Source organism: Mycobacterium sp. NGS49, assembly GCF_059812565.1.
The window spans coordinates 54,040-76,885 of sequence record NZ_JCALCX010000004.1; the positions used below are offsets into that span (position 1 = coordinate 54,040).

Consider the following 22,846-nt stretch of genomic DNA (forward strand, 5'->3'; position numbering starts at 1 on the left):
CTCGGGGCCGGGCTGACCTATGCCCGTGCCGGCGACCTGCGTTCGATGATCGTCAGCGCCCGCTCGGCCCAGCGGATGTTCTCTTCTTCGAAAGATATGCCACGTAGCAGTGTCAGGTAAGGGCCGACCCGTTCGGCCTGAGCTACGAACTCCTCCTCGGTGCGGCCGGCCAGTAGCCGGGCCCGCAACCGCTCGTAGCGTTCGAGCTTGGCCTGCGCCCACTGCAGGCGTTCGGCGATGGAGTCCCGGACGGCGCGGGTGTCACCGGCATCTGCGGCGGCGACCTTGATCATCAGGTCGTCACGCATCATCGACGGCTTGGGCGCCTTGCCGGTGAGCTGCTGGATCGCTTCGCGTCCCGCGTCGGTCAGCGAGAACATGCGCTTGTTGGGCCGGCGTTCCTGGTGGACGATGCGCGCCTGGATCAGGCCCTGCTCGGCCAGCCGGTCGAGTTCGCGGTACAGCTGCTGCGGCGTGGCCATCCAGAAGTTCGCGACCGAGGCGTCGAACTCCTTGGCCAGGTCGTAGCCCGAGTACTCGCGTTCGAGAAGTGCGGTCAGGACGGCGTCACGCAGCGACATCCGCCGATAGTACAACGATGCACCTATTCAACAAAGTGATTATTTGCCTATGGACATATGGTGAGACAGGATCTAGCGTCGATCGGGTCTACTCAACAAATTGACTATTGCGAGGTTCCTTGTGAGTACTCAGCACCCCTTCCGTAAAGCCGTCGAGGCGCACGACGTGGAAGCCGTCGAGGCGATGCTGGCCGACGACGTGGTGTTCACCAGTCCGGTGGTGTTCAAGCCGTACGTCGGTAAGCCGATGACCAAGGCATTGCTGCGCGGAGTGTTGCGGGTGTTCGAGGACTTCCGGTACGTCCGCGAGATTCACGACGAGAACGGCCGCGACCACGGGTTCGTGTTCGAGACGATGGTGGGCGGCAAGAAGATCACAGGCTGCGACTTCCTGCACTTCAACGAGGACGGTCTGATCGACGACTTCATGGTGATGGTGCGGCCGTTGTCCGGTGCCATGGCCCTGCAAGAGGCGATGGGCGCGCAGTTCGACCGGATCCGCGACGAGGCGCTCGAGTTCGCTTCCGCACCAGGCCCAGTGCAGGGCGGCTGACCATGCGGATCGGACTGGCGATCAACTATGCCGGCGGCTTCAAGGAAGTGGCCGCCGAGGTGGCCGACCTGGAACGCGCCGGGCTCGACATCGTCTTTGTGCCCGAGGCGTATTCGTACGACGCGGTGAGCGCGTTGGGGTATCTGGCGGCCAGCACCGAGCGCGTGCAGCTGGCGTCGGGCATCCTGCAGCTCTACACCCGGACCCCCACCCTGACGGCGATGACCGCGGCCGGGCTCGACTATGTCTCCGACGGCCGGTTCACGCTCGGGCTGGGAGCTTCCGGCCCGCAGGTGATCGAGGGTTTCCACGGGGTGCCCTACGACGCACCGATCGGGCGCACCCGCGAGGTCATCGAGATCTGCCGTCAGGTGTGGCGCCGCGAGACGCTGAAATATGACGGGCAGTACTACACGATCCCGTTGCCCGCCGAGCGGGGGACCGGACTGGGCAAGCCACTCAAGCTCATCAATCACCCTGTCCGGGAACGGATCCCAATCCTGATCGCCGCGCTGGGCCCCAAGAACGTCGAGCTGGCCGCCGAGCTGGCCGAGGGCTGGCAGCCGATTTTCTATCTCCCGGAGAAGGCGCAGGATGTCTGGGGTGCATCGCTCGCGGCAGGCAAGGCCAAGCGTGACCCCGCGCTGGGCGAGCTCGAGGTGTACGCCGGCCCGACGCTGGCGATCGGCGAGAACGTCGAGCCGCTGCGCGAATTCGTCAAGCCGCACCTGGCGCTCTACATCGGCGGCATGGGGGCCAAGGGCAAGAACTTCTACCACACGCTGGCCACCAAGTACGGCTACGGGCCGCAGGCCGACCGCATCCAGGAGTTGTACCTCTCTGGCGACAAGGACGGCGCCGCCAAGGTGGTGCCCGACGAACTGGTGCGCGACGTCAACCTGATCGGCACCAGAGAATTCGTCAAGGAACGGGTGGCGGCCTTCCGTGCGGCGGGAGTCACCACCCTGAACGTGGCGCCGATAGCCGCGACGCAGGCCGAGCGGGTCAAGCTCATCGAACAGCTGCGGGAGTTGACTCTCTGACCGTTCCGCCGCGAGATTGCTGCGACGGCCGTGCTCTCTCACCGAGCCACGACCGTGGCCGCAATCTCGCGGCTTCGCCGTGCGCATCGCGCGTGCGGGGGCGCCCTACTAGTGTTCGGGGGTATGGCTCCCAAGAACCGCGTATCGCGACTTTTCCTGGAATGGCCCGTAGTCCGGCAGCTGCGATCCGGGGACGCCTTCGGTCGCGGTCCCGCGGTGACCTCCAAGCACACCCGCGCCATCACGCCGCGCACGGCGACGGCCGACCGGATGGTGCAGAGCGTCTGCCCGTATTGCGCGGTCGGCTGCGGTCAGAAGGTCTACGTGAAGGATGAGAAGGTCGTGCAGATCGAGGGCGACCCCGACTCGCCCATCTCCCGGGGCCGGCTGTGTCCCAAAGGTTCGGCCAGCGAGCAACTCGTCAATTCCCCGGGCCGGCAGGTCAGAGTGCTCTACCGCGCGCCCCACGCGACCGATTGGGAGCCGCTGGAGCTGGACAGGGCCATCGACATGGTCGCCGACCGGTTCGTCGAAGCCCGTCGCCACGCCTGGCAGGACATCGACAAGAAGGGCCACCCGCTGCGGCGCACCATGAAGATCGCCGCACTGGGCGGCGCGACGCTGGACAACGAAGAGAACTACGTCATCAAGAAGCTCTTCACCGCCGCGGGCGCCATTCAGATCGAGAACCAGGCGCGTATTTGACACTCCGCCACGGTTCCCGGTCTGGGAACCTCGTTCGGGCGCGGCGGCGCCACCCAGTCACTGCAAGACATGGCCAATGCGGACTGCATCGTCATCCAGGGCTCGAACATGGCCGAGTGTCACCCGGTCGGCTTTCAGTGGGTGGAAGAGGCTAAAGCCCGCGGCGCGAAGGTGATTCACGTCGACCCACGATTCACCCGAACCTCCGCGGTGTCGGACAAGCACATCCCGATTCGGGCCGGATCCGACGTCGTGTTGCTGGGCGCATTGATCAATTACGTGATCGGCCAAGACCTCTGGTTCAAGGAGTACGTGCTCGCCTACACCAACGCTGCCACCCTGATCAATGAGGATTACCGCGACAGCGAGGATCTGGGTGGCCTGTTCTCCGGTTTCGACCCCGAAACGGGACAATACGACCTCTCCACTTGGGCGTACGCCGGCCAGGAAGAGGACGAGGCCGACTTGGAACACGGGGCCAGCGCAGCGGCGCGTGCCGCCGGTGATATGCACGGCAGCGGCGGCCCGCCGTTGCCGCATGCCCGCGTCCAGCGTGACGAGACGCTGCAGCATCCACGGTCGGTATTCCAGATCGTCAAGCGGCACTTCGCGCGCTACACCCCCGAGATGGTGCGCGACGTCTGCGGCATCAGCATCGCGGACTTCGACTATCTGGCCCGGGCAATCACCGAGAACTCCGGCCGCGAGCGCACCACCTGCTTTGCGTACGCCGTGGGCTGGACCCAGCACACCCTTGGTGCGCAATTCATCCGCACCGCAACCATTTTGCAACTACTGCTGGGCAATGTCGGGCGCCCCGGCAGCGGCATCATGGCGCTGCGGGGGCACGCCACCATCCAGGGCTCCACCGACATCCCGACGCTGTTCAACCTGCTGCCCGGCTACCTGGCGATGCCCAAAGCGGGCGTCCACGACACCTTCCGGGAGTACATAGAGGCGGTCGGCCCGAAGAATCAGAAGGGCTTCTGGGCCAACGCCGACGCCTACCTGATCAGCCTGCTCAAGGCGTGGTGGGGCGACGCCGCGCGCGAAGACAACGACTGGGCCTTCGACTACCTGCCGCGGCTGTCCGGTCCGCACGGCACGTACCAGACGGTCATGTCGATGCTCGAAGACGAGGTCGACGGGTATTTCCTGCTCGGCCAGAACCCGGCCGTCGGATCCGCACACGGCCGGATGCAGCGGATGGGCATGTCGCACCTGAAGTGGCTGGTAGTGCGCGACTTGAACATGATCGAGTCGGCCACCTTCTGGAAGGACGGACCCGAGATCGCCTCCGGTGAGCTCAAGACCGAAGACATCGAAACCGAGGTGTTCTTCTTCCCCGCCGCTACGCACGTCGAGAAGGCCGGCTCCTTCACCCAGACCCAACGTCTCGTGCAGTGGCGGCACCAGGCCGTGCAGCCACCCGGTGACTGCCAGAGTGAACTGCAGTTCTTCATCGAGTTGGGCAAGCGCATCAGGCAACGGCTGGCCGGATCGACCGACGAGCGCGACCGCCCGCTGCTGGACCTGACCTGGGACTACCCCACCGACGAGCACGGCGAACCCGACCCGACGGCGGTGTTGGCCGAGATCAGCGGCTGCTATTTGACCGGCTCGAAGGCGGGTCAGCCGGTGGCGGGTTACACGGAGCTGGCTGCGGACGGTTCGACGGCCTGCGGCTGCTGGATCTATTCGGGTGTGTACGCCGACGGCGTCAACCAGGCCGCCCGCCGGGTACCGCAAGGCGGCCCGAGCCCGAGCCAGTCGGAGTGGGGCTGGGCGTGGCCCGCCGACCGCCGCATCCTCTACAACCGGGCCTCGGCCGACCCGGACGGCAAACCGTGGAGCGAGCGCAAGCGCTACATCTGGTGGGACGCCGAGGCGGGTCGGTGGCTTGGACATGATGTGCCGGACTTCCCGGTCAACCGCGACCCGCACGCGCGCCCGGATCCCGACGTCGGGGGGCCGGACGCGTTGGCGGGCGACGACCCGTTCATCATGCAGGCCGACGGCAAGGCCTGGCTGTTCGCGCCCAAGGGTCTGGTCGACGGCCCGCTGCCCACCCACTACGAACCGCAGGAGTCGCCGGTGGCCAATGCGCTATATCCGCAGCAGCAGAACCCGTCGCGAATCGTGTTCCCGCGCAAGGACAATCTGTGGGCGCCCAGTGCCGGCGAACCCGGCAGCGACGTGTACCCGTACGTGTTCACCACCTATCGGCTCACCGAACATCACACCGCGGGCGGGATGAGCCGGTGGCTGCCCTACCTGGCCGAGTTGCAGCCGGAGATGTTCTGCGAGGTGTCTCCGGAGCTGGCCGCCGAACGCGGTCTGCAGCCCTACGGCTGGGCGACGATCGTCTCGCCGCGGGCGGCGATCGAGGCCAAGGTACTGGTCACCGAGCGGATGCGGCCGCTGGTCATCGGCGGTCACACCATCCATCAGATCGGGCTGCCGTACCACTGGGGTGTGGGCAGCGACGCCGTGGTGAGCGGCGATGCGGCCAACGACCTGCTCGGAGTGGTGTTGGACCCGAACGTGCAGATTCAGGAGTCCAAGGCCGGGTCCTGTGACATCCGCCCGGGCCGCCGGCCGCAGGGCGAAGCGCTGCTGCGCCTCATCGAGGAGTACCAGTCGCGTGCTGGGGTAACCGTCGAGACGGACAATGTTCGAATAACGACGGACGTCCGTGTGACCGATCCGCACCGGGAGGGCTGATGGCGCAGCTGGTCGAATCGACCGATCCCACCAAGGGGTGGCCGAATCCCAAGCCGCGTAAGGGATTTTTCACCGACACCTCCATCTGCATCGGCTGCAAGGCATGTGAGGTCGCCTGCAAGGAGTGGAACCGCAACCCGCGCGACGGCGACCTGGAAATTCTCGGCTCGTCCTACGACAACACCGGCCATCTTGGCGCCAGCACCTGGCGGCATGTCGCGTTCATCGAGCAAGGCCGCGATCGCATCAAGGAGGCGCGCGAATCCGGGCGTGCGCTGGTCAACCTGGGCATGCCCGCGCTGCCCGAACCGGCGGATACCACCCCACCTGACACGCCGGAGTTCCGTTGGCTGATGGCCTCGGACGTCTGCAAACACTGCACGCACGCCGGCTGCCTCGACGTCTGCCCCACGGGAGCGTTGTTCCGCACCGAGTTCGGCACCGTCGTCGTGCAAGACGACGTCTGCAACGGGTGTGGCACCTGCGTGGCCGGGTGTCCGTTCGGCGTCGTCGAACGCCGCAGCGACGGCACCTACGCCACCCCGGCGAAACGCACGGCGCGGCCGGAGCACGAGTTCGTCACCGGCGTGGCGCAGAAGTGCACGCTGTGCTACGACCGGCTTCTCGAGGACCAGACACCGGCCTGTGCCCAGACCTGCCCGACCACGTCGATCAAGTTCGGCAATCACGACGATCTGCTCGCGCAGGCCCGCGCTCGCGTCGCCGCCCTGCATGCCCAGGGCCTTACCGAGGCGCGCCTGTACGGCGCAAACGAGAACGACGGTGTCGGCGGCACCGGTTCGCTGTTCCTACTGCTCGACGAGCCCGAGGTTTACGGGTTGCCGCCCGACCCCAGGGTGCCGACCGCCGATTTGATGCAGATGTTCAAACGGGCCGGGGTGGCCGCAGCGGGGATGTTCGCCGCAGGTGCCGTGGCTTTCTGGCGAGCCCGATGAGTACTTCCGAGTACGACAGCCTCCGGCCGCCGGAGCCGTCGGGCCGGAGACGCCGGCGGCGCGGTGATGGCAAGCAGCGCCGGCGCGACGAGTCGCTGATGGTGCCGGAGGCAGAGTTCTCCTCGTACTACGGGCGTCCGGTGGTCAAGCCGGCGCCCTGGGGGCACGAGGTCGGCGCATACCTGTTTCTGGGTGGCGTCGCCGGCGGGTCCGGCCTGTTGGCCGCCGGCGCGCAGCTGACCGGTCGGAACGTGTTGCGCCGCAACACCAGACTGGCCGCGCTGGGCGCGGTCATGCTGGGGGCGGTCGCCCTGGTCAAGGACCTGGGCCGGCCGGAGCGCTTCGTCAACATGCTGCGCACCTTCAAGCTGACCTCGCCAATGAGCGTCGGGTCGTGGATCCTCAGCTTCTTCAGCGCGGGCATCGGCGTCGCCGCGGCATCCGAGCTCGACCGCCTGACCGGCGAGCGGCTGCCGCTGGGTCCGCTGCGGCCGGTGCTGCGCGCGGTGGAGGGACCGGCGGGCCTGGAGGCCGCGCTCTTCGCACCGCCGCTGGCGGTGTACACCGCGGTCTTGTTGTCCGACACCGCGACCCCGACATGGAACGCCGCGTACAAAGACCTGCCGTTCGTCTTCGTCAGCTCGGCCAGCCTGGCCGCGTCGGGACTGGCGATGATCACCACCCCGGTCGCCGAAGCCGGACCGGCCCGCCGGCTGGCCGTCATCGGTGCGGTCAGTGACCTGATCTCGGCCAGGTTCACCGAATACCGGATGGACCCGGTGACCAGAGAACCGCTACACGAAGGCACGCCCGGCAGGTTGCTGCAGTGGAGCGAGATACTCGCCGCCGCAGGCGGTCTGGGCGCCTTGCTCGGTGGCGGCCACCGCGGCGTGGCCGCCTTGTCCGGCGCGACCCTGCTGACCGCCTCGGCAATGCTGCGGTTCGGCTTCTTCGAGGCGGGCAAGGAATCGGCACGGGATCCCCGCTACACCATCGAGCCCCAGAAGCGCAGACTGGCGGCGCGCCGGGCGGCCGGGATCACCGACGACTCGATCACGACCGCTGGTTGAAGCGGGTCAGCGAATTTCGATGCCCTGGCCCGCGACCGTGTGCCCGATGACCGGGTAACCGGGTAGTTCGCCGACGACCAGCAGCCCGCCGGAGGTCTGCGCGTCGGCCAGCAGCAGCAGGTCGTCTTCGGTGACGCCGGTGGCGGTGTCGAGGTGGGGCCGGACCCAGTCGAGATTGCGGCGGGTGCCGCCCGAGACGAACCCGTCTTGCAGCGCCAGGCGTGCCGACTCGATCACCGGCACCGCGGCGCGGTCGATGACAGCGCCGACGCCGGAGGCCCGGCACATCTTGTGCAGGTGTCCCAGCAGCCCGAAGCCGGTGACGTCGGTGGCCGCTCTGGCACCGGCTTGCAGTGCCGCCGTCGCGGCATCGCGGTTGAGCCGGGTCATGACGTCGATGGCTTCTTGGCACACCTCGCCGGTCTGCTTGTGCCGGTTGTTGAGTAGGCCGACGCCGAGCGGTTTGGTGAGGGTGAGCGGCAGACCTGGTTGGGCGGCGTCGTTGCGAAGCAACCGCGCGGGGTCGGCCACTCCGGTGACGGCCATGCCGTATTTGGGTTCCGGGTCGTCGATGGAGTGTCCCCCGATGACGGGGCACCCTGCTTCCGACGCCACCGCAAGGCCGCCGCGCAGCACCTCCGTCATCAGCTCCAGCGGCAGCACCTCACGCGGCCAGCCGACCAGGTTGATCGCGACCACCGGCCGCCCGCCCATCGCGTAGATGTCGGACAGCGCGTTGGCGGCGGCGATGCGTCCCCAGTCGTAGGCGTCGTCCACCACCGGGGTGAAGAAGTCCGCCGTCGACAGCACCGCGAGGTCGCCGACCAGCACCGCGGCGGCGTCGTCGCCGTCGTCCAGGCCCACCAGCACGTTCTCGCCCGACTGGCCGGTCAATCCCCGCACTGCCTCTTCGAGCTCGCCCGGCGGTATCTTGCAGGCACAGCCCCCGCCGTGCGCGTAGCCGGTGAGTCGGGTCATCGCCTGAGCGTACGAGGCGGCACTGGCCGTGGCTGTAGACAGCTCAAGAGAACGGCCGGACCGAACATGTGAATCGCCTTGGATTCAGCCATGAAAAGTGCCTGTTCCCACCGTCGCAGTCGCCGAATTCGCCTTTCCCGCAGAGAAATTCATGCTCCGGCATCTTTGCATCGTTATTCGACACGCGTAGTGTCTCCGGTCTGACCGCATCGAAGCGGCGATGCCGGTCCTACCGCAACGATGGGAGTTCGGATGTCGCCTTCCCTGTTCGCTGTTCCCGAGGCGTTGGCTGCAGCGGCGGAGGACCTGAGCGCCATCCGGTGGACGCTCGCGCAGGCGAATTCGGCGGCGGCGGGTTCCACGACACAGGTGCTTGCGGCCGCGCAGGACGAGGTGTCGGCAGCGATCGCGCAGCTGTTCGGCACTCACGCCCGTGAGTACCAGGCGCTGAATGCGCGGGTGGCGACATTCCACGAGCAGTTCGTGCAGGCATTGAGCTCAGGTGCGCGGTTGTATGGTGCGACCGAAGCCGCTAGCGTGTCGCCGCTGCAGACACTCGAGCGAGACATCTTGGCCGTGATCAACGCACCTTCCAACACGTTGTTGGGACGTCCGCTGATCGGCGACGGAACCAACGGGGCGCCCGGGACGGGGCAGGCCGGCGGCGCCGGCGGGATCTTGTGGGGTCGCGGCGGCAATGGTGGTTCTGGCGTGGCCGGAACGGCCGCCAATCCGGGCGGTGGAATGGGTGGCGCCGGCGGGGCCGCCGGGCTGTTCGGGCGCGGCGGGGCTGGCGGCGCGGGGGGCACGGCATACGCCGGGAGCGGCGCGAGCGGCGGCACCGGCGGAGCCGGCGGCGCGGGCGGTCTGTTAGCCGGCAACGGCGGCGTGGGCGGCGCCGGTGGGGTCGGCTCGACCGGGGTCGGCTATGGCGTGGCCGGCGGCAACGGAGGTGCCGGCGGGGTAGGCGGTGCGAGCCGTGCGCTGCTGGGCTGGGCGGCCGGTCACGGTGGCGCCGGCGGTGCCGGAGGAGCCGGTGACGCGGGCGCTGCCGGCACCCCCGGTGGTGGTGCGGTGGTCGGGGCCGGTGAGTCCGGATTTGCCGGCGGCGCGGGTGGTAACGGAGGGGCAGGCGGCACCGGTTTGGGCCTGTTCAGTTCGGCCGGTACGGGGGGCGTCGGCGGCAACGGCGGCCTCGGCGGTGACGGCGGGGCGGGTGGCACCGGTGTGAGTTTTGCGGCCGATGGCGGCCACGGAGGCAACGCCGGAAACGGCGGTAACGCCGGACTGGGCGGTGCCGGTGGGGCCGGCGGGTTCATGGGAGCCAACGGTGCCGCCGGCGGTGCGGGCGTGGGCGGCAACGGCGGTGTCGGCGGCGCCGGCGGAGCCGGCGATTCGGGTTCCGGCCCCGGCGGCAACGGGTTCGACGGTGGTGCTGGTGGCGCCGGCGGCAAGGGTGGCGGCGCACCCGGCGGCAGCAACGGCAGTGGTGGTGCCGGGGGTGCCGGGGGTGCGGGGGGCGCGGGCTATCACGCGGCCGGGGATCCGTTGGCGGTCTCGGGTGCGGCCGGCGGTAGTGGTGGGGCCGGTGGTGACGGCGGGAGTGGCGGCGCGGCGGGGACCGGGGGAGTGGCGGGCAGCGGCGCGGTGGGTGCCGGTGGTGACGGCGGGGCCGGCGGCGAGGCGGGCAGTGGCGCCGCGGGTGCGGTCGGCAGTGGTGACGACGGCGGCGCCGGTGGCAGCGGCGGCAAGGGCGGGGCCGGCGGGGACGCTGGTGGCGCGGGTGGGGTCCGCGGCAGCGGCGGGGCCGGGGGTGCCGGTGGGCATGGCGGTCAGGGCGGTTCCAGCGCGACCAACGCCGGGCGCGGGGGTGCCGGCGGCGACGGCGGTGACGGCGGCACCACCGGAGCGGTCGGTGCAGGTGGGGTGCTCGGCGTCGCGGGTGACGGCGGCAGCGGCGGCGACGGCGGCGCCGGTCTTTCCGGCGGCACTACCGGAGTCGGCGGCAACGGCGGAAACGGCGGTCAAGGGGCGTCCGGCACCACCACCGCCGGCGGCCTGGGCGGTCTCGGCGGCAGGGGCGGCAACGGCCTTGGTGCCGGAACCGGCGGCGCGGGAGGCAAGGGTGGGGCTGGTGCCAGCGGATTCGCCGGCGGCACCGGCGGCATTGGCGGCTCGGGCGGCGACGGACTCGGCAGCGTCGGCGGCAAGGGCGGCGCAGGCGGCCAGGGCGGCCAGGCCGGTTCGGGCGGCACCGCCGGCACCGGCGGCCTCGGCGGCGCCGGCGGTACCGGTGACGCCGGCTTCAATGGTGGGGCCGGTGGCACCGGCGGGGTCGGCGCCGTCGGCAACGGCGCTGCCGGGGGGACCGGCGGCGAAGGCGGTCAGGGCGGCGTCAGCGGTGGTGGCGGCGCCACCGCCGGTGCTGGCGGTGCTGGCGGTGCTGGCGGTCAGGGCGGTACGGGCTTCGCCGGCGGCAAGGGCGGTGCCGGCGGTCAGGGCGGACAAGCCGGCGTCGGCGACAGCGGCGGTCAGGGCGGCGCCGGCGGCCAGGGTGGCGCGGCCGGCAATGGTGGCGCCGCCGGCACTGGCGGTTCCGGCGGTGACGGCAGCGCGGGGAACGGCGCCGGTACTCGCGGCGGCAATGGTGGGGCCGGCGGCCGCGGCGGCAACGGCAACAACAGTGCCGGCGGTCAGGGCGGCACGGGCGGCCTCGGCGGTACTGCCGGCACCGGAGGTATCGCGGGCACTGGCGGCGTCGGCGGTCAGGGCGGCACCGGAGGCACCGGCTTCAACGGCGGCACCGGGGGCACCGGCGGCCAAGGAGCCGACGCGAACCTCAGCGCGGCCGGCGCCGGCGGCAACGGCGGATTGGGTGGCACGGCCGGCAAGGGCGGTACTGCCGGCACCGGTGGCACCGGTGGTCAGGGCGGCAATGGGGACAGCAGCAACGCCGGCGGTACCGGTGGGGTCGGGGGCAACGGCGGCACCGCCAACTTCGGCAATGGCGGCAATGGTGGGGCCGGCGGCCAAGGCGGCACGGCCGCGGTGGTCGGCAACGGCGGCAACGGCGGCAACGGTGGCAGCGGCAGCGCCGGCTCCAACGGCACCAACGGCATCAGTGGAAGCGTGAACGGCACGACCGCCGGCGCGGGCGGAGCTGGCGGCAACGGTGGCAACGGCGGCGCAGGTGGAACGACATCGGGCAACGGTGGTACGGGCGGCATCGGCGGTGCCGGCGCCAACGGCGGCGTCGGCGGCAACGGCTTCAGCTTCACCAATACCGGCACCGGCGCCAGCGGCGGCAACGGCGGCAACGGCGGTGACGGCGGCGCGGGCGGTGCCGGCGGGCAAGGCGGAGCGGGCACGGGCACCGGAAACGGCGGTGCCGGCGGCAAGGGCGGGGCGGGCGGCGCCAATGGCAACGGCGGCAACGCCGGTGCCGGCGACAGCAGCGCCGGCGGCACGGGCGGCAACGCCGGCATCGCCGGCAACGGTGGCTCCGGCCTCACTCCGACGGCCGGCGTTGGCGGTGCCGGCGGGCAGGGCGGAGCGGCGCTGGGGTCGGGCAACGGCGGTGGCGGCGGCGCCGGTGGCAACGGCGGCAGCTCCGACGGCATCATCAGCCGCGGCGGCACCGGCGCCCAAGGCGGCACCGGAGTGACCGCCGGCACCAGCAGCGCCGGCGGCAACGCGGCTTCGGGCGGTGCCGGCGGGGCCGGCGGACATGGCGGCGCCGCGGTTTCCGGCACCGGCGGCGCCGGCGGCACCGGTGGCCTCGGCGGCAACGGGGGCTTCGGCGGCAAGGGCGGCGCCGGCGGCGTCAGCACCGGCATCGGCTCGGTCAGCGGCACCGGCGGCAACGGCGGCAACGGCGGCAACGCGGGAGCCGGCGGGGCGGGCGGTAACGGTGGCAGCTCTGTCTCCGGCACGGGTGGCCAAGGCGGCGCCGGCGGCAACGGCGGCTCCAACAATCCCGTCGGGACCGCGACCGGTGGCGCCGGCGGAGCAGGCGGTAACAACTCGACTGCCGGCGGCACCGCCGGAAATGGCGGCAACGGCGGACAGAATGGCACTGGTGGCACCGGCGGCAACGGCGGTACCGGGGGCTCGGGTGGGGTCGCCGGCAACGGCGGGCAGGGTGGCACCGGCGGCAAGTTTGGCGGCGGCAACGGCGGCGGATCCAGCACCGTCGGCAACGGCGGTGTCGGCGGTACCGCCACCGGCAGTGGCGGTACGGGCGGCAACGGCGGCAACGGCTCTGCCGGCGGCAACGCGGGCAACGGCGGGACCGGCGGCGCCGCCGGCAACGGCAATGTCGGTCAGGCAGGTGGTAAGGGCGCGAGCGGTGTTGCCGGAACCCTCGGCTTGCCGCCTGTCGGCGGTACGGGCGGCGCGGGCGGCAAGGGCGGCATCTACGGCAACGGCGGCGGTGCCGGCGGCGCCGGCGGATTGGCCTGAGCTGCCGATCGGGTAGCACACGGCATGCCGTACGCGGTCTCCGGGCGGCGCAGGTACGTTTGCCCATGGAGGCGTTTGGGTTCCTGGTGGTCCCCCCGGTCTTCAAAACCGGTGAGATCGAGCATCTCGGTCTGGCGGGTTCGATTCCCGTCCGCCTCCGCGCATGCCAACCAGCAAGCCGAGAGGTCACGTGACTCAGCTCGACCCACGCCGATTGATTCCGCGCACGGATCAGTTGCTGGCCCTGCCGGCCGTGCGGTCGCAGCGAATTAGACTGGGCGACAAGGCTGTCCGCGAGGTGGTGCGCGACATCCAGGAGCGGGCACGCCGCGGCGAACTGGCGCCCGAGCAGGTGTCCCACGTCGTCGAGACGGCCTTGGCAAGCCAGCCGACCACCGCGTTGCGGCCGGTGCTCAACGGCACCGGCGTCGTCGTCCACACCAACCTGGGCCGCGCACCGCTGGCCGCGGGTGCGGTCGAAGCACTGATAGCGGCCAGTGGCTACGTCGATGTCGAACTCGACCTCGCCACCGGCACCCGATCCAAGCGCGGCGTCACCGTCCGTGAGGCGCTGCTGAACGCCTGTGCCGCAGCCGAGGACGCGCTGGTGGTCAACAACGGTGCCGCCGCACTGGTGCTGGCGACCACCGCGCTGTCCGCCGGTGCCGAGGTGGTGGTGAGCCGCGGCGAGCTGATCGAGATCGGCGCGGGGTTCCGGCTGCCCGATCTGATCGCCTCGACCGGCGCCCTACTGCGCGAGGTCGGCACCACCAACCGCACGCATCTCAACGACTACGCGGCGGCGATCGGTCCGGAGACCGGCTGTGTGCTCAAGGTGCACCAGAGCAACTTCCGGATGGACGGGTTCACCGCCGCCGCGTCGCTCGCCGAACTGCACACGTTGACCGCAGCCAAGCACATCCCGCTGATCGCCGACCTGGGCAGCGGACTGCTGGCTCCGGATCCGCTGCTGCCCGACGAGCCCGATGCCGCCACCGCGCTGGCGCAGGGCGCCGACGTGGTCACCGGGAGCGGAGACAAACTTCTCGGCGGTCCCCAGGCCGGCCTCGTGCTCGGCCGCGCCGATCTGGTAGCCACGCTGGCGCGGCACCCGCTGGCCCGGGCGGTCCGCGCCGACAAGCTGACCCTGGCCGCGCTCGAGGCGACGGTGCGCGCCGGCGCATCACCGGTCACCGAAGCCCTGCACGCCGATCCCGGCCGGTTGCGGGTCCGCACCGAACGGTTGGCCAAGGCGGTCGGCGCGATGGTCGTCGCCCATGACGGCCGCGTCGGCGGCGGGGGCGCCCCCGGCGTGCCACTCCCGGGCTGGGCGGTCCGCTTGCCGGAGTGGGCCGCCGCACCGCTGCGGACGGGGGCACCGGCTGTGCTGCCCCGGGTGCACGACGGCGCCTGCCTGCTCGACCTGCGCTGCATTGCCGAGGATGACGACGACCGCCTGCTGGCCGCGGTGCGCACGGCGCTGGGTGTGGAACCCTGAGCACACACGTCGTGGCCACCGCGGGCCACGTGGACCATGGCAAGAGCACGCTGATCCACGCGCTCACCGGCATGGAGCCCGACCGCTGGGAGGAGGAGCGTCGCCGTGGCCTGACCATCGACCTCGGCTTCGCCTGGACCACGTTGGCCTCGGGGCGTCAGGTCGCCTTTGTGGATGTACCCGGCCACCAGCGTTTCCTGGGCAATACGCTGGCCGGCCTGGGTCCCACTCCGGTGGTCTGCTTCGTCGTGGCCGCCGACGAGGGCTGGCAGGCGCAGTCCGATGACCATCGCGATGCCGTTGCGGCACTGGGCATTCGGCACGGCCTCATTGTGATCAGCCGCGCCGACCGGGCTCCCGGGCGCGGGGCCGAGGTGCTTGCGCAGGCGCGTACCGAGTTGGCCGGCACCGGGTTGCGCGCCGCGCCCGGCGTCATCGTGTCGGCTGTCGCGGGCAGCGGTCTCACCGAGTTGCGCGCCGCCCTGGACGACGTGCTCGCGCAGGTGCCGGCGCCGGTGACCAGCTCCCGACTGCGGCTGTGGGTGGACCGCTCCTTCACCATCACCGGTGCCGGCACGGTGGTGACCGGAACGTTGCCGGCCGGCATGCTGTCGGTCGGCGACCGACTGGACCTGGTGGGCGCGTCGCGCACCCGAACGGTGACCATCCGCGGTCTGCAGAGTTGCGGACAGCCCTACCCCGCGCTTCAACCGGTGGCGCGGGTGGCGTTGAACCTTCGCGGCGTTCCCCGCGACGCCGTCCGCCGCGGCGACGCGCTGATCACCCCCGGCGCCTGGCCGAGTACCCGACTGATCGACGTGCGTCGCACCTCCGGCGGTCCGTGGAGCGAGGCACCGACGCAGCTGGTCGCGCATGTCGGGACGGCGGCCGTGCCGGTACGGCTGCGACCGTTCGATCAGGAGCATGGCCGGCTCGCCCTCGATCGGCCACTGCCGTTGGTGCTCGGCGATCGGCTGGTGCTGCGCGACCCGGGCAGCGCGCGCGTGCTGGGCGGTGCCGAGGTGCTCGATGCCGATCCTCCCGCCCTGCGCCGACGCGGTGACAGCGCCCGCCGGGCGGCGGCCTTGGCGCGGTCGGAGGCCGGCGGTGACCTCGCGGCGGAAGTGGCGCGCCGGGGCGCCGTGCGCGAAAGTCACCTGCGCCGTCTTGGGCTGCTGCCACACGCGGTGCCGGCCCAGGTGCGGGTGTGTGACGGTTGGTGGGTGCACGGCCCGACACACGAGGGGTGGCAACGACGGCTGCGTGCCGCCGTCGAAGAGCTGTATGCGCGAGATCCGTTGGCCGAGGGCCTATCCCGGGGTGCCGCAGCGGACCTGCTGGCGCTGCCTGACGACATGCTGCTGGATTCCGTTGCCGGTGCTGCCGGACTCGAGCAGCGCGGCGGCCACATCCGGCTACCAGGCGCGCAGAACGCACTCGGGCATGCCGAAGCATCGGTGCATGAGTTGGAAATCCGTTTGCAGGCAGAACCGTTCCGGGCGCCGGAGGTCTACGAACTGCAGGCGCTGAAACTCGGCACCCGCGAACTGGCCGCCGCCCAACGCGCCGAGCGCCTGTTGCGACTGCGGGACGGCGTGGTGCTGCTTCCGAATGCGCCCGCGCTGGCGATGCGCACGTTGGCCACGCTCGATCAGCCATTCACGACAAGCCAAGCGCGCCAGGCACTCAACACCACCAGGCGGGTCGCAGTTCCGCTGCTCGAATACCTCGATGCGCGCGGTTGGACCCGTCGTGTCGATGCCGGCCACCGCGAAGTCGTGCGCTGACCGACTATCCTGCACGAATGGCGCCTGAAGCGCGTTCAGCGGCCGCGGTGCCGGTCACGAGTCGGCGCCGGCGTGTCCCGCCGCGCAGCACGGCGTATCCGAAAAGCCTTGCCCGCCAGCGGCGCGTGCTCGGTAGAGCCACCCGTATCGGCGCCTTTGTCAGCGGCTTTTACACATTGGTTTCGCTTCTCGTCGGGACTGGCGGGATGTCGATCGGGCTGCTCAGCGCCGTCAGTACCGTCGTCTACCTTGGGATTCCGCTGCTGTATCGGTACGGGGAACTCGTCGCACCAATGGCTTTCATCACGGCGGCATACGTCCTGATCACCGTTCTTTGCCTGCGGGTCGGTACCGGATCGGGAATCCAGTTCTACTACCTGGTGGGTGCGTCGATCATCGTGTTGGTCATTGGCATCGACCACATCGCACTGGCGTCGCTGATGGCGGCAGTCGGCGCGGTATTGACAGTCGTGCTGCAGCTCACGGTGCCCGAAACAATGAACGGGCAACCTGATTGGGCGTATACATTCGGCTATATCGTGTCGGTGGCGTCGTCGTGGCTGATGGTGATCGCGATCGTATGGTCCGCGCTACGCGATATCACCCGCGCCGAAAGGGTGATCGAAGCGGAATACCAGCGATCCGAGGCGTTGCTCGCCAACATCCTGCCGGCCAAGGTCGCTGAGCGGTTGAAGTACTCGGAGCGAAGCGTGATCGCCGACAGATATGACGACGCCTCGGTGCTGTTCGCCGATATCGCAGGATTCACGAGCCGAGCAAGTGACACCGCACCCACCGACCTGGTCCGATTTCTGGATCAGCTCTTTACCCAACTGGATGCCCTTGTTGACCGGCACGGGCTGGAGAAGATCAAGACGAGCGGCGATTCGTACATGGTCGTCAGCGGGGTACCGGAACCTCGCCAGGACCACCTCGAGGCGCTGGCGCAGCTCGCGCTGGATATGTCCCACGCGGTGACCGGTCTGAAAGATCCCCGCGGGCGGGCGGTTCCGCTGCGAATCGGTTTGGCGGTCGGGCCCGTGGTGGCCGGTGTGGTCGGGGCGCGCAAGTTCTTCTACGACGTGTGGGGCGATGCGGTGAACGTCGCGGCACGGATGGAGACCACTGACGTCGAGGGCCGGATTCAGGTGCCCCAGGAGGTGTACGACCGGCTCAAGGATGACTTCGTCTTCGAGGAGCGCGGTGACATCGAGGTCAAGGGGAAAGGCGTGATGCACACCTGGTATCTGGTCGGTAGAGCTGTGCCGGCGGGTTAGATCCCTGCCGCGTCCGCGATTTCGCGTGCCTTCTGTACCCGGGCGTCGATCCAGGCGACGACGGGAGTTCCGGCCGATGCCTTGTTCTGGGGTTCGTCCATCGCCCGGCGCATCACGCCCTCGGCGATGATCGCCAGCTTCCACAGGCCGAGTACGTGCCAGTAGTGCAGCGCGGCCGGATCGCGACCCGTCTCATCCAGGTACAGCCGGGTCATCTCGGCGCGGTCCGGGAACCCCTCCAACGTCGACGGCGCGTAGTCACCGCTGAGCGCTTCACCGGGCTCGGCCCAGTAGGTGAGCAGGCTGCCCATATCGGCCAGCGGATCGCCCAGCGTGGACAACTCCCAATCCAGCGTCGCCACGATTTCACCGGTCTCCGGTGAGGTGATCAGGTTGCGCAGGTGAAAGTCGCCGTGCACCAAGCTGACTTCGCGCTGTTCGGGCGCCGCGGCAGCCAGCCGGCGGGTGAGGTCGTCGAGTTCGGGCAGTTCGCGGGTCTTCGAGAGCTCCCATTGCCCCGCCCAGCGTTTGAGCTGTCGCTGCGCATATGGCTTGTGGCTGGCCAGGTCCGCCAGCCCGACCTCGTCGAGGTCGACCGCGTGGATCTTGGCCAGGGTGCGCGGCAGGTCTAAGGCAATCCGATGCCGTTGCTGCGGCGTCAGCGCTTCGGCGACTCCCATGGTGTCGACCACCAACCCGTCGACGAACTCCATCAGCACCAGCGGCACGTCGGAGAACTGCGAATCGGTTGTGGTGGAAAGGATTCCAGGCACCGGAACTGGCGTGTCGGCCAGCGCGGCGATGATGCGCGCTTCCCGCAGCACGTCATGCGCCGAGGCCAGCAGGTGGCCCAGAGGTGGGCGGCGCAACACCCAGGCGCGGCCCGCGGCGTCGCTGACCCGGTACGTCAGATTCGACTGCCCGAGCCCGATTCGCTGAAACTGCAAGGGCGACTCGAACTCGATGCCAAGCTCGGTGAGCCAGCGTGCCACCGCATCGGGTTCGAGGCCTACCACCGTCACTTCGGTGCCCGGTACTTACGTAGCTCCTGACTGGCGATAGACCGCTTGTGCACCTCGTCGGGACCGTCGGCGAGCCGCAAGGTGCGCAGGTGCGCCCACGCCATGGCCAATGGGAAGTCGTCGGTGACGCCGCCGCCGCCGTGCACCTGGATGGCGCGGTCGATGATCTTCAGAGCGATGTTCGGCGCGGCGACCTTGATGGCCGCGATCTCGGTTCTCGCCTCCTTGTTGCCGACCGTGTCCATCAGGTACGCGGCCTTCATGGTGAGGAGCCGGATCATCTCGATGTCGATCCGGGACTCGGCGATCCAGTCGCGGATGTTGGCGTTGGCGCTGATGGGTTTGCCGAAGGCGATACGGGACTCGGCGCGTCTGCACAGCAGCTCCAGGGCCCGCTCAGCCATGCCGATGGCGCGCATGCAGTGGTGGATGCGGCCCGGGCCCAGCCGGGCCTGGCTGATCGCGAAGCCTTCGCCTTCGCCCTTGAGCACGTCCTTCGACGGCACCCGCACGTCCACGAAGTCGATTTCCGCGTGGCCCTCGCGGTCCTGGTAGCCGAAGACCGACAGGTTGCGCCGAACCGCGATGCCCGGGGCGTCGATCGGCACCACCATCATCGACTGCTGGCGGTGCGGCGCGGCGGTCGGGTCGGTCTTGCCCATCACGATCAGCACCTTGCAGTTGCGGTGCATCCCGTTGGAGGCGAACCACTTCCGGCCGTTCAGGACATAGTCGTCACCGTCGCGGACCATGGACATCTCGACGTTGGTGGCGTCGGAGCTGGCGACCGCCGGCTCGGTCATCGCGAACGCCGACCGGATCTTGCCGTCCAGGAGTGGCTTGAGGTAACGCTCCTTGTGCTCCTCGGTGCCGAACAGTGTCAGCACCTCCATGTTTCCGGTGTCCGGGGCACTGCAGTTGCACGCCTCCGAAGCGATATGACTGCGGCCCATGACCTCGGCCAGCGGTGCGTACTCGAGATTGGTCAGCCCAGGCCCCCACTCGGGGTGCGGGTGAAACAGGTTCCACAATCCGCGTTTTCGTGCCTCGGCCTTGAGGTCTTCCAAGATCGGCGGGTGGAAGTGCGGGTCGCCCGCCTCGCGCATCTGTTCGTCGTAGACGGCTTCGGACGGGTAGATATGCGAATCCATGAACTCGAGCAGGTCCGACTGGTACTGCTGGGCGCGCTCGGAGAGATCAAACAAGGACATACTCAGTGGTCTACACCACCGACGTGGTGACTCCGCCCGCGGCATCGCCAACCGGGTGCTGCCTCGAAGAACTGGTGAGCGCGAAGTACCGCCTCGAAGATGTCGACCAGGCCTACCAGGACTTACGGGACGGCAAGAACATCCGCGGCGTCATCGTCCACTGACCAGATCCAGGGCGATGTCGACCAGCATGTCTTCCTGCCCGCCGATCATGCCGCGGCGGCCCGCCTCTTCCAGCAACGCGCGGGCGTCGATGCCGTAGCGGGCTGAGGCATTCTCGGCGTGCCGCAGGAAGCTCGAATACACGCCGGCGTAGCCGAGGGTCAATGTTTCGCGATCCACCCGAACAGGCCGGTCCTGCAGGGGACGGACCAGATCGTCGGCGGCGTCCTGCAGTGCGTGCAGGTCGCACCCGTGCGGCCAGCCCAGTTTGTCCGCGGCGGCGACGAACACTTCCAAAGGCGCGTTCCCCGCGCCCGCGCCCATCCCGGTCAAGGACGCATCGACCCGGACGGCCCCGTGCTCCACCGCAACGATCGAGTTGGCCACGCCCAGCGCCAGGTTGTGGTGCGCGTGGATTCCGATTTGCGTTGTGGCTGAGAGGGTTTGCCGTACCGCGTCGACGCGCTCGGTGACGTCGCGCATCGTCATCGCGCCGCCGGAATCGACCACGTAGACGCAGGTGGCCCCGTAGCTCTCCATGAGCCTCGCCTGTTCGGCCAGTGCGGCCGGGGTGCTCAGGTGGCTCATCATCAGGAATCCGGCGGTGTCCATGCCGAGTTCGCGCGCGGCGGCGATGTGCCGGGCGGACGTGTCGGCTTCGGTGCAGTGCGTGGCGACGCGTACCACGGTGGCGCCGGCGCGGTGCGCGTCTTTCAGGTTGCGCACGCTGCCGATGCCGGGCAGCACCAGCGTCGCGACCCGCGCGTGCCGCAGCACGTCGGCGACGGCCTCGATCCACTCCAGGTCGGTGTGGGCGCCGAAGCCGTAGACGCAGCTGGACCCGGCCAGTCCGTCGCCGTGGGCGACTTCGATGGAGTCGACTCCGGCGGCGTCGAGTGCGGCGGCGATCTTCGCCGCCTGCCGCAGCGTGTACTGGTGCCGGACGGCGTGCATCCCGTCGCGCAACGTGACGTCGCTGATGTAGAGCTGAGTCATGATGCTGCTCCGGCTGTTTGGCGGGCAATGTGTTCGGCGGTGGCCTGCGCGGCGGAGGTCATGATGTCGAGATTGCCGGCATAAGCGGGCAGATAGTCGCCCGCCCCGGCCACTTCGATCATGGTGGTGACCCGGGTGCCGGTGAACTTGCCCGTTTCGGGGATATAGAGCGGGTTTTCGGCGGTGAAGGTCTCGAACTGCACGCCCTGGGTGAGCCGGTAGCCGGGCACGTAGGCGTTGACGCGTGCCACCATGTCGATGATCGACGCCTCGATCGCCCCATGGTCGGCCTCCCCGTCGACCAGACAGTAGACGGTGTTGCGCATCAGGACGGGCGGATGAGCCGGGTTGAGGATCATGACGGCCTTGCCGCGTTGCGCTCCGCCGATCGATTGCAATGCGGCCGCGGTTGTTTCGATGAACTCGTCGATGTTGGCCCGCGTTCCGGGACCCGCCGACTTAGACGAGATGGCCGAGACGATCTCGGCGTAGGAGACGATGCCGTGTGCGGCCACCGCGGCGACGATCGGCACCGTGGACTGGCCGCCGCAGGTCACCATGTTCAGGTTTTGGGCGTCGAGGTGTTCGTCGATGTTGACCACCGGGACGCAGTAGGGCCCGACGGCGGCGGGAGTGAGGTCGAGCATGCGCACTCCGGTCGGCTGCAGCCGTGCCCAGTTGTCGCGGTGGGCGGCGGCCGCCGTGGCGTCGAACACCAGCCTGATATCAGCGAAGTGCGGCATGGCCAGCAGTCCGTCCACACCGTCGGCCGTGGTGGGGACGTGTAGCCGTCGGGCGCGGGCCAGTCCGTCGGAAGAACGGTCGATGCCGACCATGGCGGCGACCCGCAACGGCCCGTCGCTACGCAGAATCTTCATCATCAGGTCGGTGCCGATGTTGCCCGAGCCGATGATCGCGACCGGCCAGTCACCCTGTGCCACTGCTGGTTTCCTCATGTGAAGCTCAGCGAGACGGTGCCCAGTGTGCCGATGGCCGCGGTTGCGGTATCGCCGGATTGCACGAATGCGGCGGTGGTGAACGACCCGGACATGACGAACTGGCCGGCAGCCAGTTCGGTGTCGTACTCGGCCAGCGCATTGCCCAGCCACGCGACGGCTGCCGCGGGGTCGCCCATCACCGCAGCACCGGTGCCCCGGTCGACTTCGGTGCCGTTGAGGACGAGCGACGCGACGACCTGCGTCAGCCCGAGGTCGTCCGTGCAGGGGACCCAGTCGCCGATGGCTACCGCTCCCGAGCTCGCATTGTCCGCGACGGTATCGACCAGAGTGAGCTGCCAGTCAGCGATGCGGCTGTCGACGATCTCCAGCGCCGCAGCTACGGAGTGCGTTGCGGCATAGACGTCCGCGACCGTCAGGCCGGGGCCACGCAGCGAATCGCGCAACAGGAAGGCAATCTCGGGCTCCACCCGGGGACTGCAGAATCGCGAGGCTTCGACACTTCCCCCGGCGATCACCATGTCGTCGAGGACATAGCCGAAATCCGGTTCGTCGACACCGAGCAGCTTTTGCATCGCCTTGGAGGTCAGCCCGATCTTGCGGCCCACCAGGACGGCACCGGCGGCCAGTCGGCGCTGCAGGTTCACCTGCTGGATCTGGTAGGCGTCCGCGACGCGCAGGCCAGGGAAGGACTCTGTCGGCGGACGGATCGGGGTGCGATCGCGTGCGGCTATCCAGAGGGCGTCGGCGGTATCGGTGAGCACGAGATCTCCTTGGGCTATTGACTCCGTAGTGATCGCTACATTACCGTAGGGATCACTACAGTACAAGTGTCGACGGCGACACCCGAAGAATGAGAGTCAGAA

The 22,846-nt window shown here is 69.5% G+C and carries 16 protein-coding genes, 1 tRNA gene and 1 pseudogene; 11 read left to right on the forward strand and 7 right to left on the reverse strand.

The annotated features are described in order from the left end of the window. Positions 1-17 precede the first annotated feature (17 nt). Positions 18-581 carry a PadR family transcriptional regulator gene (locus AC5Y7D_RS05050; protein ID WP_499922222.1) on the reverse strand — a complete coding sequence of 188 codons (564 nt, stop codon included), beginning with the start codon at positions 579-581 and terminating at the stop codon, positions 18-20. Between the two features lie 184 nt (positions 582-765). Here AC5Y7D_RS05050 and AC5Y7D_RS05055 point away from each other — a divergent pair, with 184 nt between their 5' ends. From AC5Y7D_RS05055 to nrfD, 5 genes are all read left to right on the forward strand, one after another. Beyond that, positions 766-1,134 carry a nuclear transport factor 2-like protein gene (locus AC5Y7D_RS05055; protein ID WP_499922441.1) on the forward strand — a complete coding sequence of 123 codons (369 nt, stop codon included), beginning with the start codon at positions 766-768 and terminating at the stop codon, positions 1,132-1,134. A gap of 2 nt (positions 1,135-1,136) precedes the next feature. Next, the gene (locus tag AC5Y7D_RS05060) at positions 1,137-2,177 is read left to right on the forward strand and encodes an LLM class F420-dependent oxidoreductase (RefSeq protein ID WP_499922223.1); all 1,041 of its coding nucleotides are present in this window, start codon (positions 1,137-1,139) and stop codon (positions 2,175-2,177) included. Between the two features lie 123 nt (positions 2,178-2,300). Beyond that, positions 2,301-5,606 (forward strand): formate dehydrogenase, encoded by a 3,306-nt coding sequence (gene fdh, locus AC5Y7D_RS05065; protein ID WP_499922224.1) that lies wholly within the window; start codon positions 2,301-2,303, stop codon positions 5,604-5,606. After that, positions 5,606-6,562, forward strand: a complete 957-nt coding sequence (locus AC5Y7D_RS05070) for a 4Fe-4S dicluster domain-containing protein (RefSeq protein ID WP_499922225.1) — start codon at positions 5,606-5,608, stop codon at positions 6,560-6,562. Before fdh ends, AC5Y7D_RS05070 begins: the two co-directional genes overlap by 1 nt. Beyond that, entirely contained in the window at positions 6,559-7,632 is a 1,074-nt protein-coding gene (nrfD, locus tag AC5Y7D_RS05075) for an NrfD/PsrC family molybdoenzyme membrane anchor subunit (protein WP_499922226.1), read from the forward strand. Before AC5Y7D_RS05070 ends, nrfD begins: the two co-directional genes overlap by 4 nt. 6 nt (positions 7,633-7,638) lie before the next feature. Here nrfD and selD read toward each other — a convergent pair whose 3' ends face one another. Further along, positions 7,639-8,610 carry a selenide, water dikinase SelD gene (gene selD / locus AC5Y7D_RS05080; RefSeq protein ID WP_499922227.1) on the reverse strand — a complete coding sequence of 324 codons (972 nt, stop codon included), beginning with the start codon at positions 8,608-8,610 and terminating at the stop codon, positions 7,639-7,641. A gap of 252 nt (positions 8,611-8,862) precedes the next feature. Between selD and AC5Y7D_RS05085 the strand changes: the two genes are divergently transcribed. The 5 genes from AC5Y7D_RS05085 (at position 8,863) to AC5Y7D_RS05105 (ending at position 17,633) form a co-directional block, all read left to right on the forward strand. Next, positions 8,863-13,071 carry a PE family protein gene (locus AC5Y7D_RS05085; RefSeq protein WP_499922228.1) on the forward strand — a complete coding sequence of 1,403 codons (4,209 nt, stop codon included), beginning with the start codon at positions 8,863-8,865 and terminating at the stop codon, positions 13,069-13,071. 67 nt (positions 13,072-13,138) lie between these two features. Continuing rightward, a tRNA-Sec gene (locus AC5Y7D_RS05090) sits at positions 13,139-13,232 on the forward strand. A 29-nt stretch (positions 13,233-13,261) separates the two neighbouring features. Then, positions 13,262-14,569 (forward strand): L-seryl-tRNA(Sec) selenium transferase, encoded by a 1,308-nt coding sequence (gene selA / locus AC5Y7D_RS05095; protein WP_499922229.1) that lies wholly within the window; start codon positions 13,262-13,264, stop codon positions 14,567-14,569. An 11-nt stretch (positions 14,570-14,580) separates the two neighbouring features. Then, complete coding sequence (gene selB, locus AC5Y7D_RS05100; protein WP_499922230.1) at positions 14,581-16,356, forward strand: selenocysteine-specific translation elongation factor; 1,776 nt, start codon at positions 14,581-14,583, stop codon at positions 16,354-16,356. 17 nt (positions 16,357-16,373) lie between these two features. Further along, a complete protein-coding gene (locus AC5Y7D_RS05105) occupies positions 16,374-17,633 on the forward strand; it encodes an adenylate/guanylate cyclase domain-containing protein (protein WP_499922231.1) in 1,260 nt (419 codons plus the stop codon). On the opposite strand, the gene AC5Y7D_RS05110 is transcribed toward AC5Y7D_RS05105, so the two are convergent. Both AC5Y7D_RS05110 and AC5Y7D_RS05115 read right to left on the reverse strand, forming a co-directional pair. Then, a complete protein-coding gene (locus tag AC5Y7D_RS05110; RefSeq protein WP_499922232.1) occupies positions 17,630-18,655 on the reverse strand; it encodes a phosphotransferase family protein in 1,026 nt (341 codons plus the stop codon). The two genes, AC5Y7D_RS05105 and AC5Y7D_RS05110, sit on opposite strands and share 4 nt — an antisense overlap. Further along, positions 18,652-19,866, reverse strand: coding sequence for an acyl-CoA dehydrogenase family protein (locus AC5Y7D_RS05115; RefSeq protein ID WP_499922233.1), 1,215 nt, complete (start codon positions 19,864-19,866; stop codon positions 18,652-18,654). Before AC5Y7D_RS05115 ends, AC5Y7D_RS05110 begins: the two co-directional genes overlap by 4 nt. A gap of 62 nt (positions 19,867-19,928) precedes the next feature. On the opposite strand from AC5Y7D_RS05115, the pseudogene AC5Y7D_RS05120 reads away from it, so the two are divergent. Further along, positions 19,929-20,030 (forward strand): annotated as a pseudogene (locus AC5Y7D_RS05120) (hypothetical protein); the annotation flags it as partial. On the opposite strand, the gene dmpG reads toward AC5Y7D_RS05120, so the two are convergent. From dmpG to AC5Y7D_RS05135, 3 genes are read right to left on the reverse strand one after another with little or no spacing between them, the layout of a single operon-like run. Further along, positions 20,017-21,024, reverse strand: a complete 1,008-nt coding sequence (dmpG, locus tag AC5Y7D_RS05125) for a 4-hydroxy-2-oxovalerate aldolase (protein WP_499922234.1) — start codon at positions 21,022-21,024, stop codon at positions 20,017-20,019. The pseudogene AC5Y7D_RS05120 and the gene dmpG sit on opposite strands and share 14 nt — an antisense overlap. Continuing rightward, positions 21,021-21,980: an acetaldehyde dehydrogenase (acetylating) gene (locus AC5Y7D_RS05130; protein ID WP_499922235.1), complete on the reverse strand. Its 960-nt coding sequence runs from the start codon at positions 21,978-21,980 to the stop codon at positions 21,021-21,023. Before AC5Y7D_RS05130 ends, dmpG begins: the two co-directional genes overlap by 4 nt. Beyond that, the gene (locus tag AC5Y7D_RS05135; protein WP_499922236.1) at positions 21,977-22,744 is read right to left on the reverse strand and encodes a 2-keto-4-pentenoate hydratase; all 768 of its coding nucleotides are present in this window, start codon (positions 22,742-22,744) and stop codon (positions 21,977-21,979) included. The genes AC5Y7D_RS05130 and AC5Y7D_RS05135 overlap by 4 nt, the downstream gene beginning before the upstream one ends. Between the last annotated feature and the right edge of the window lie 102 nt (positions 22,745-22,846).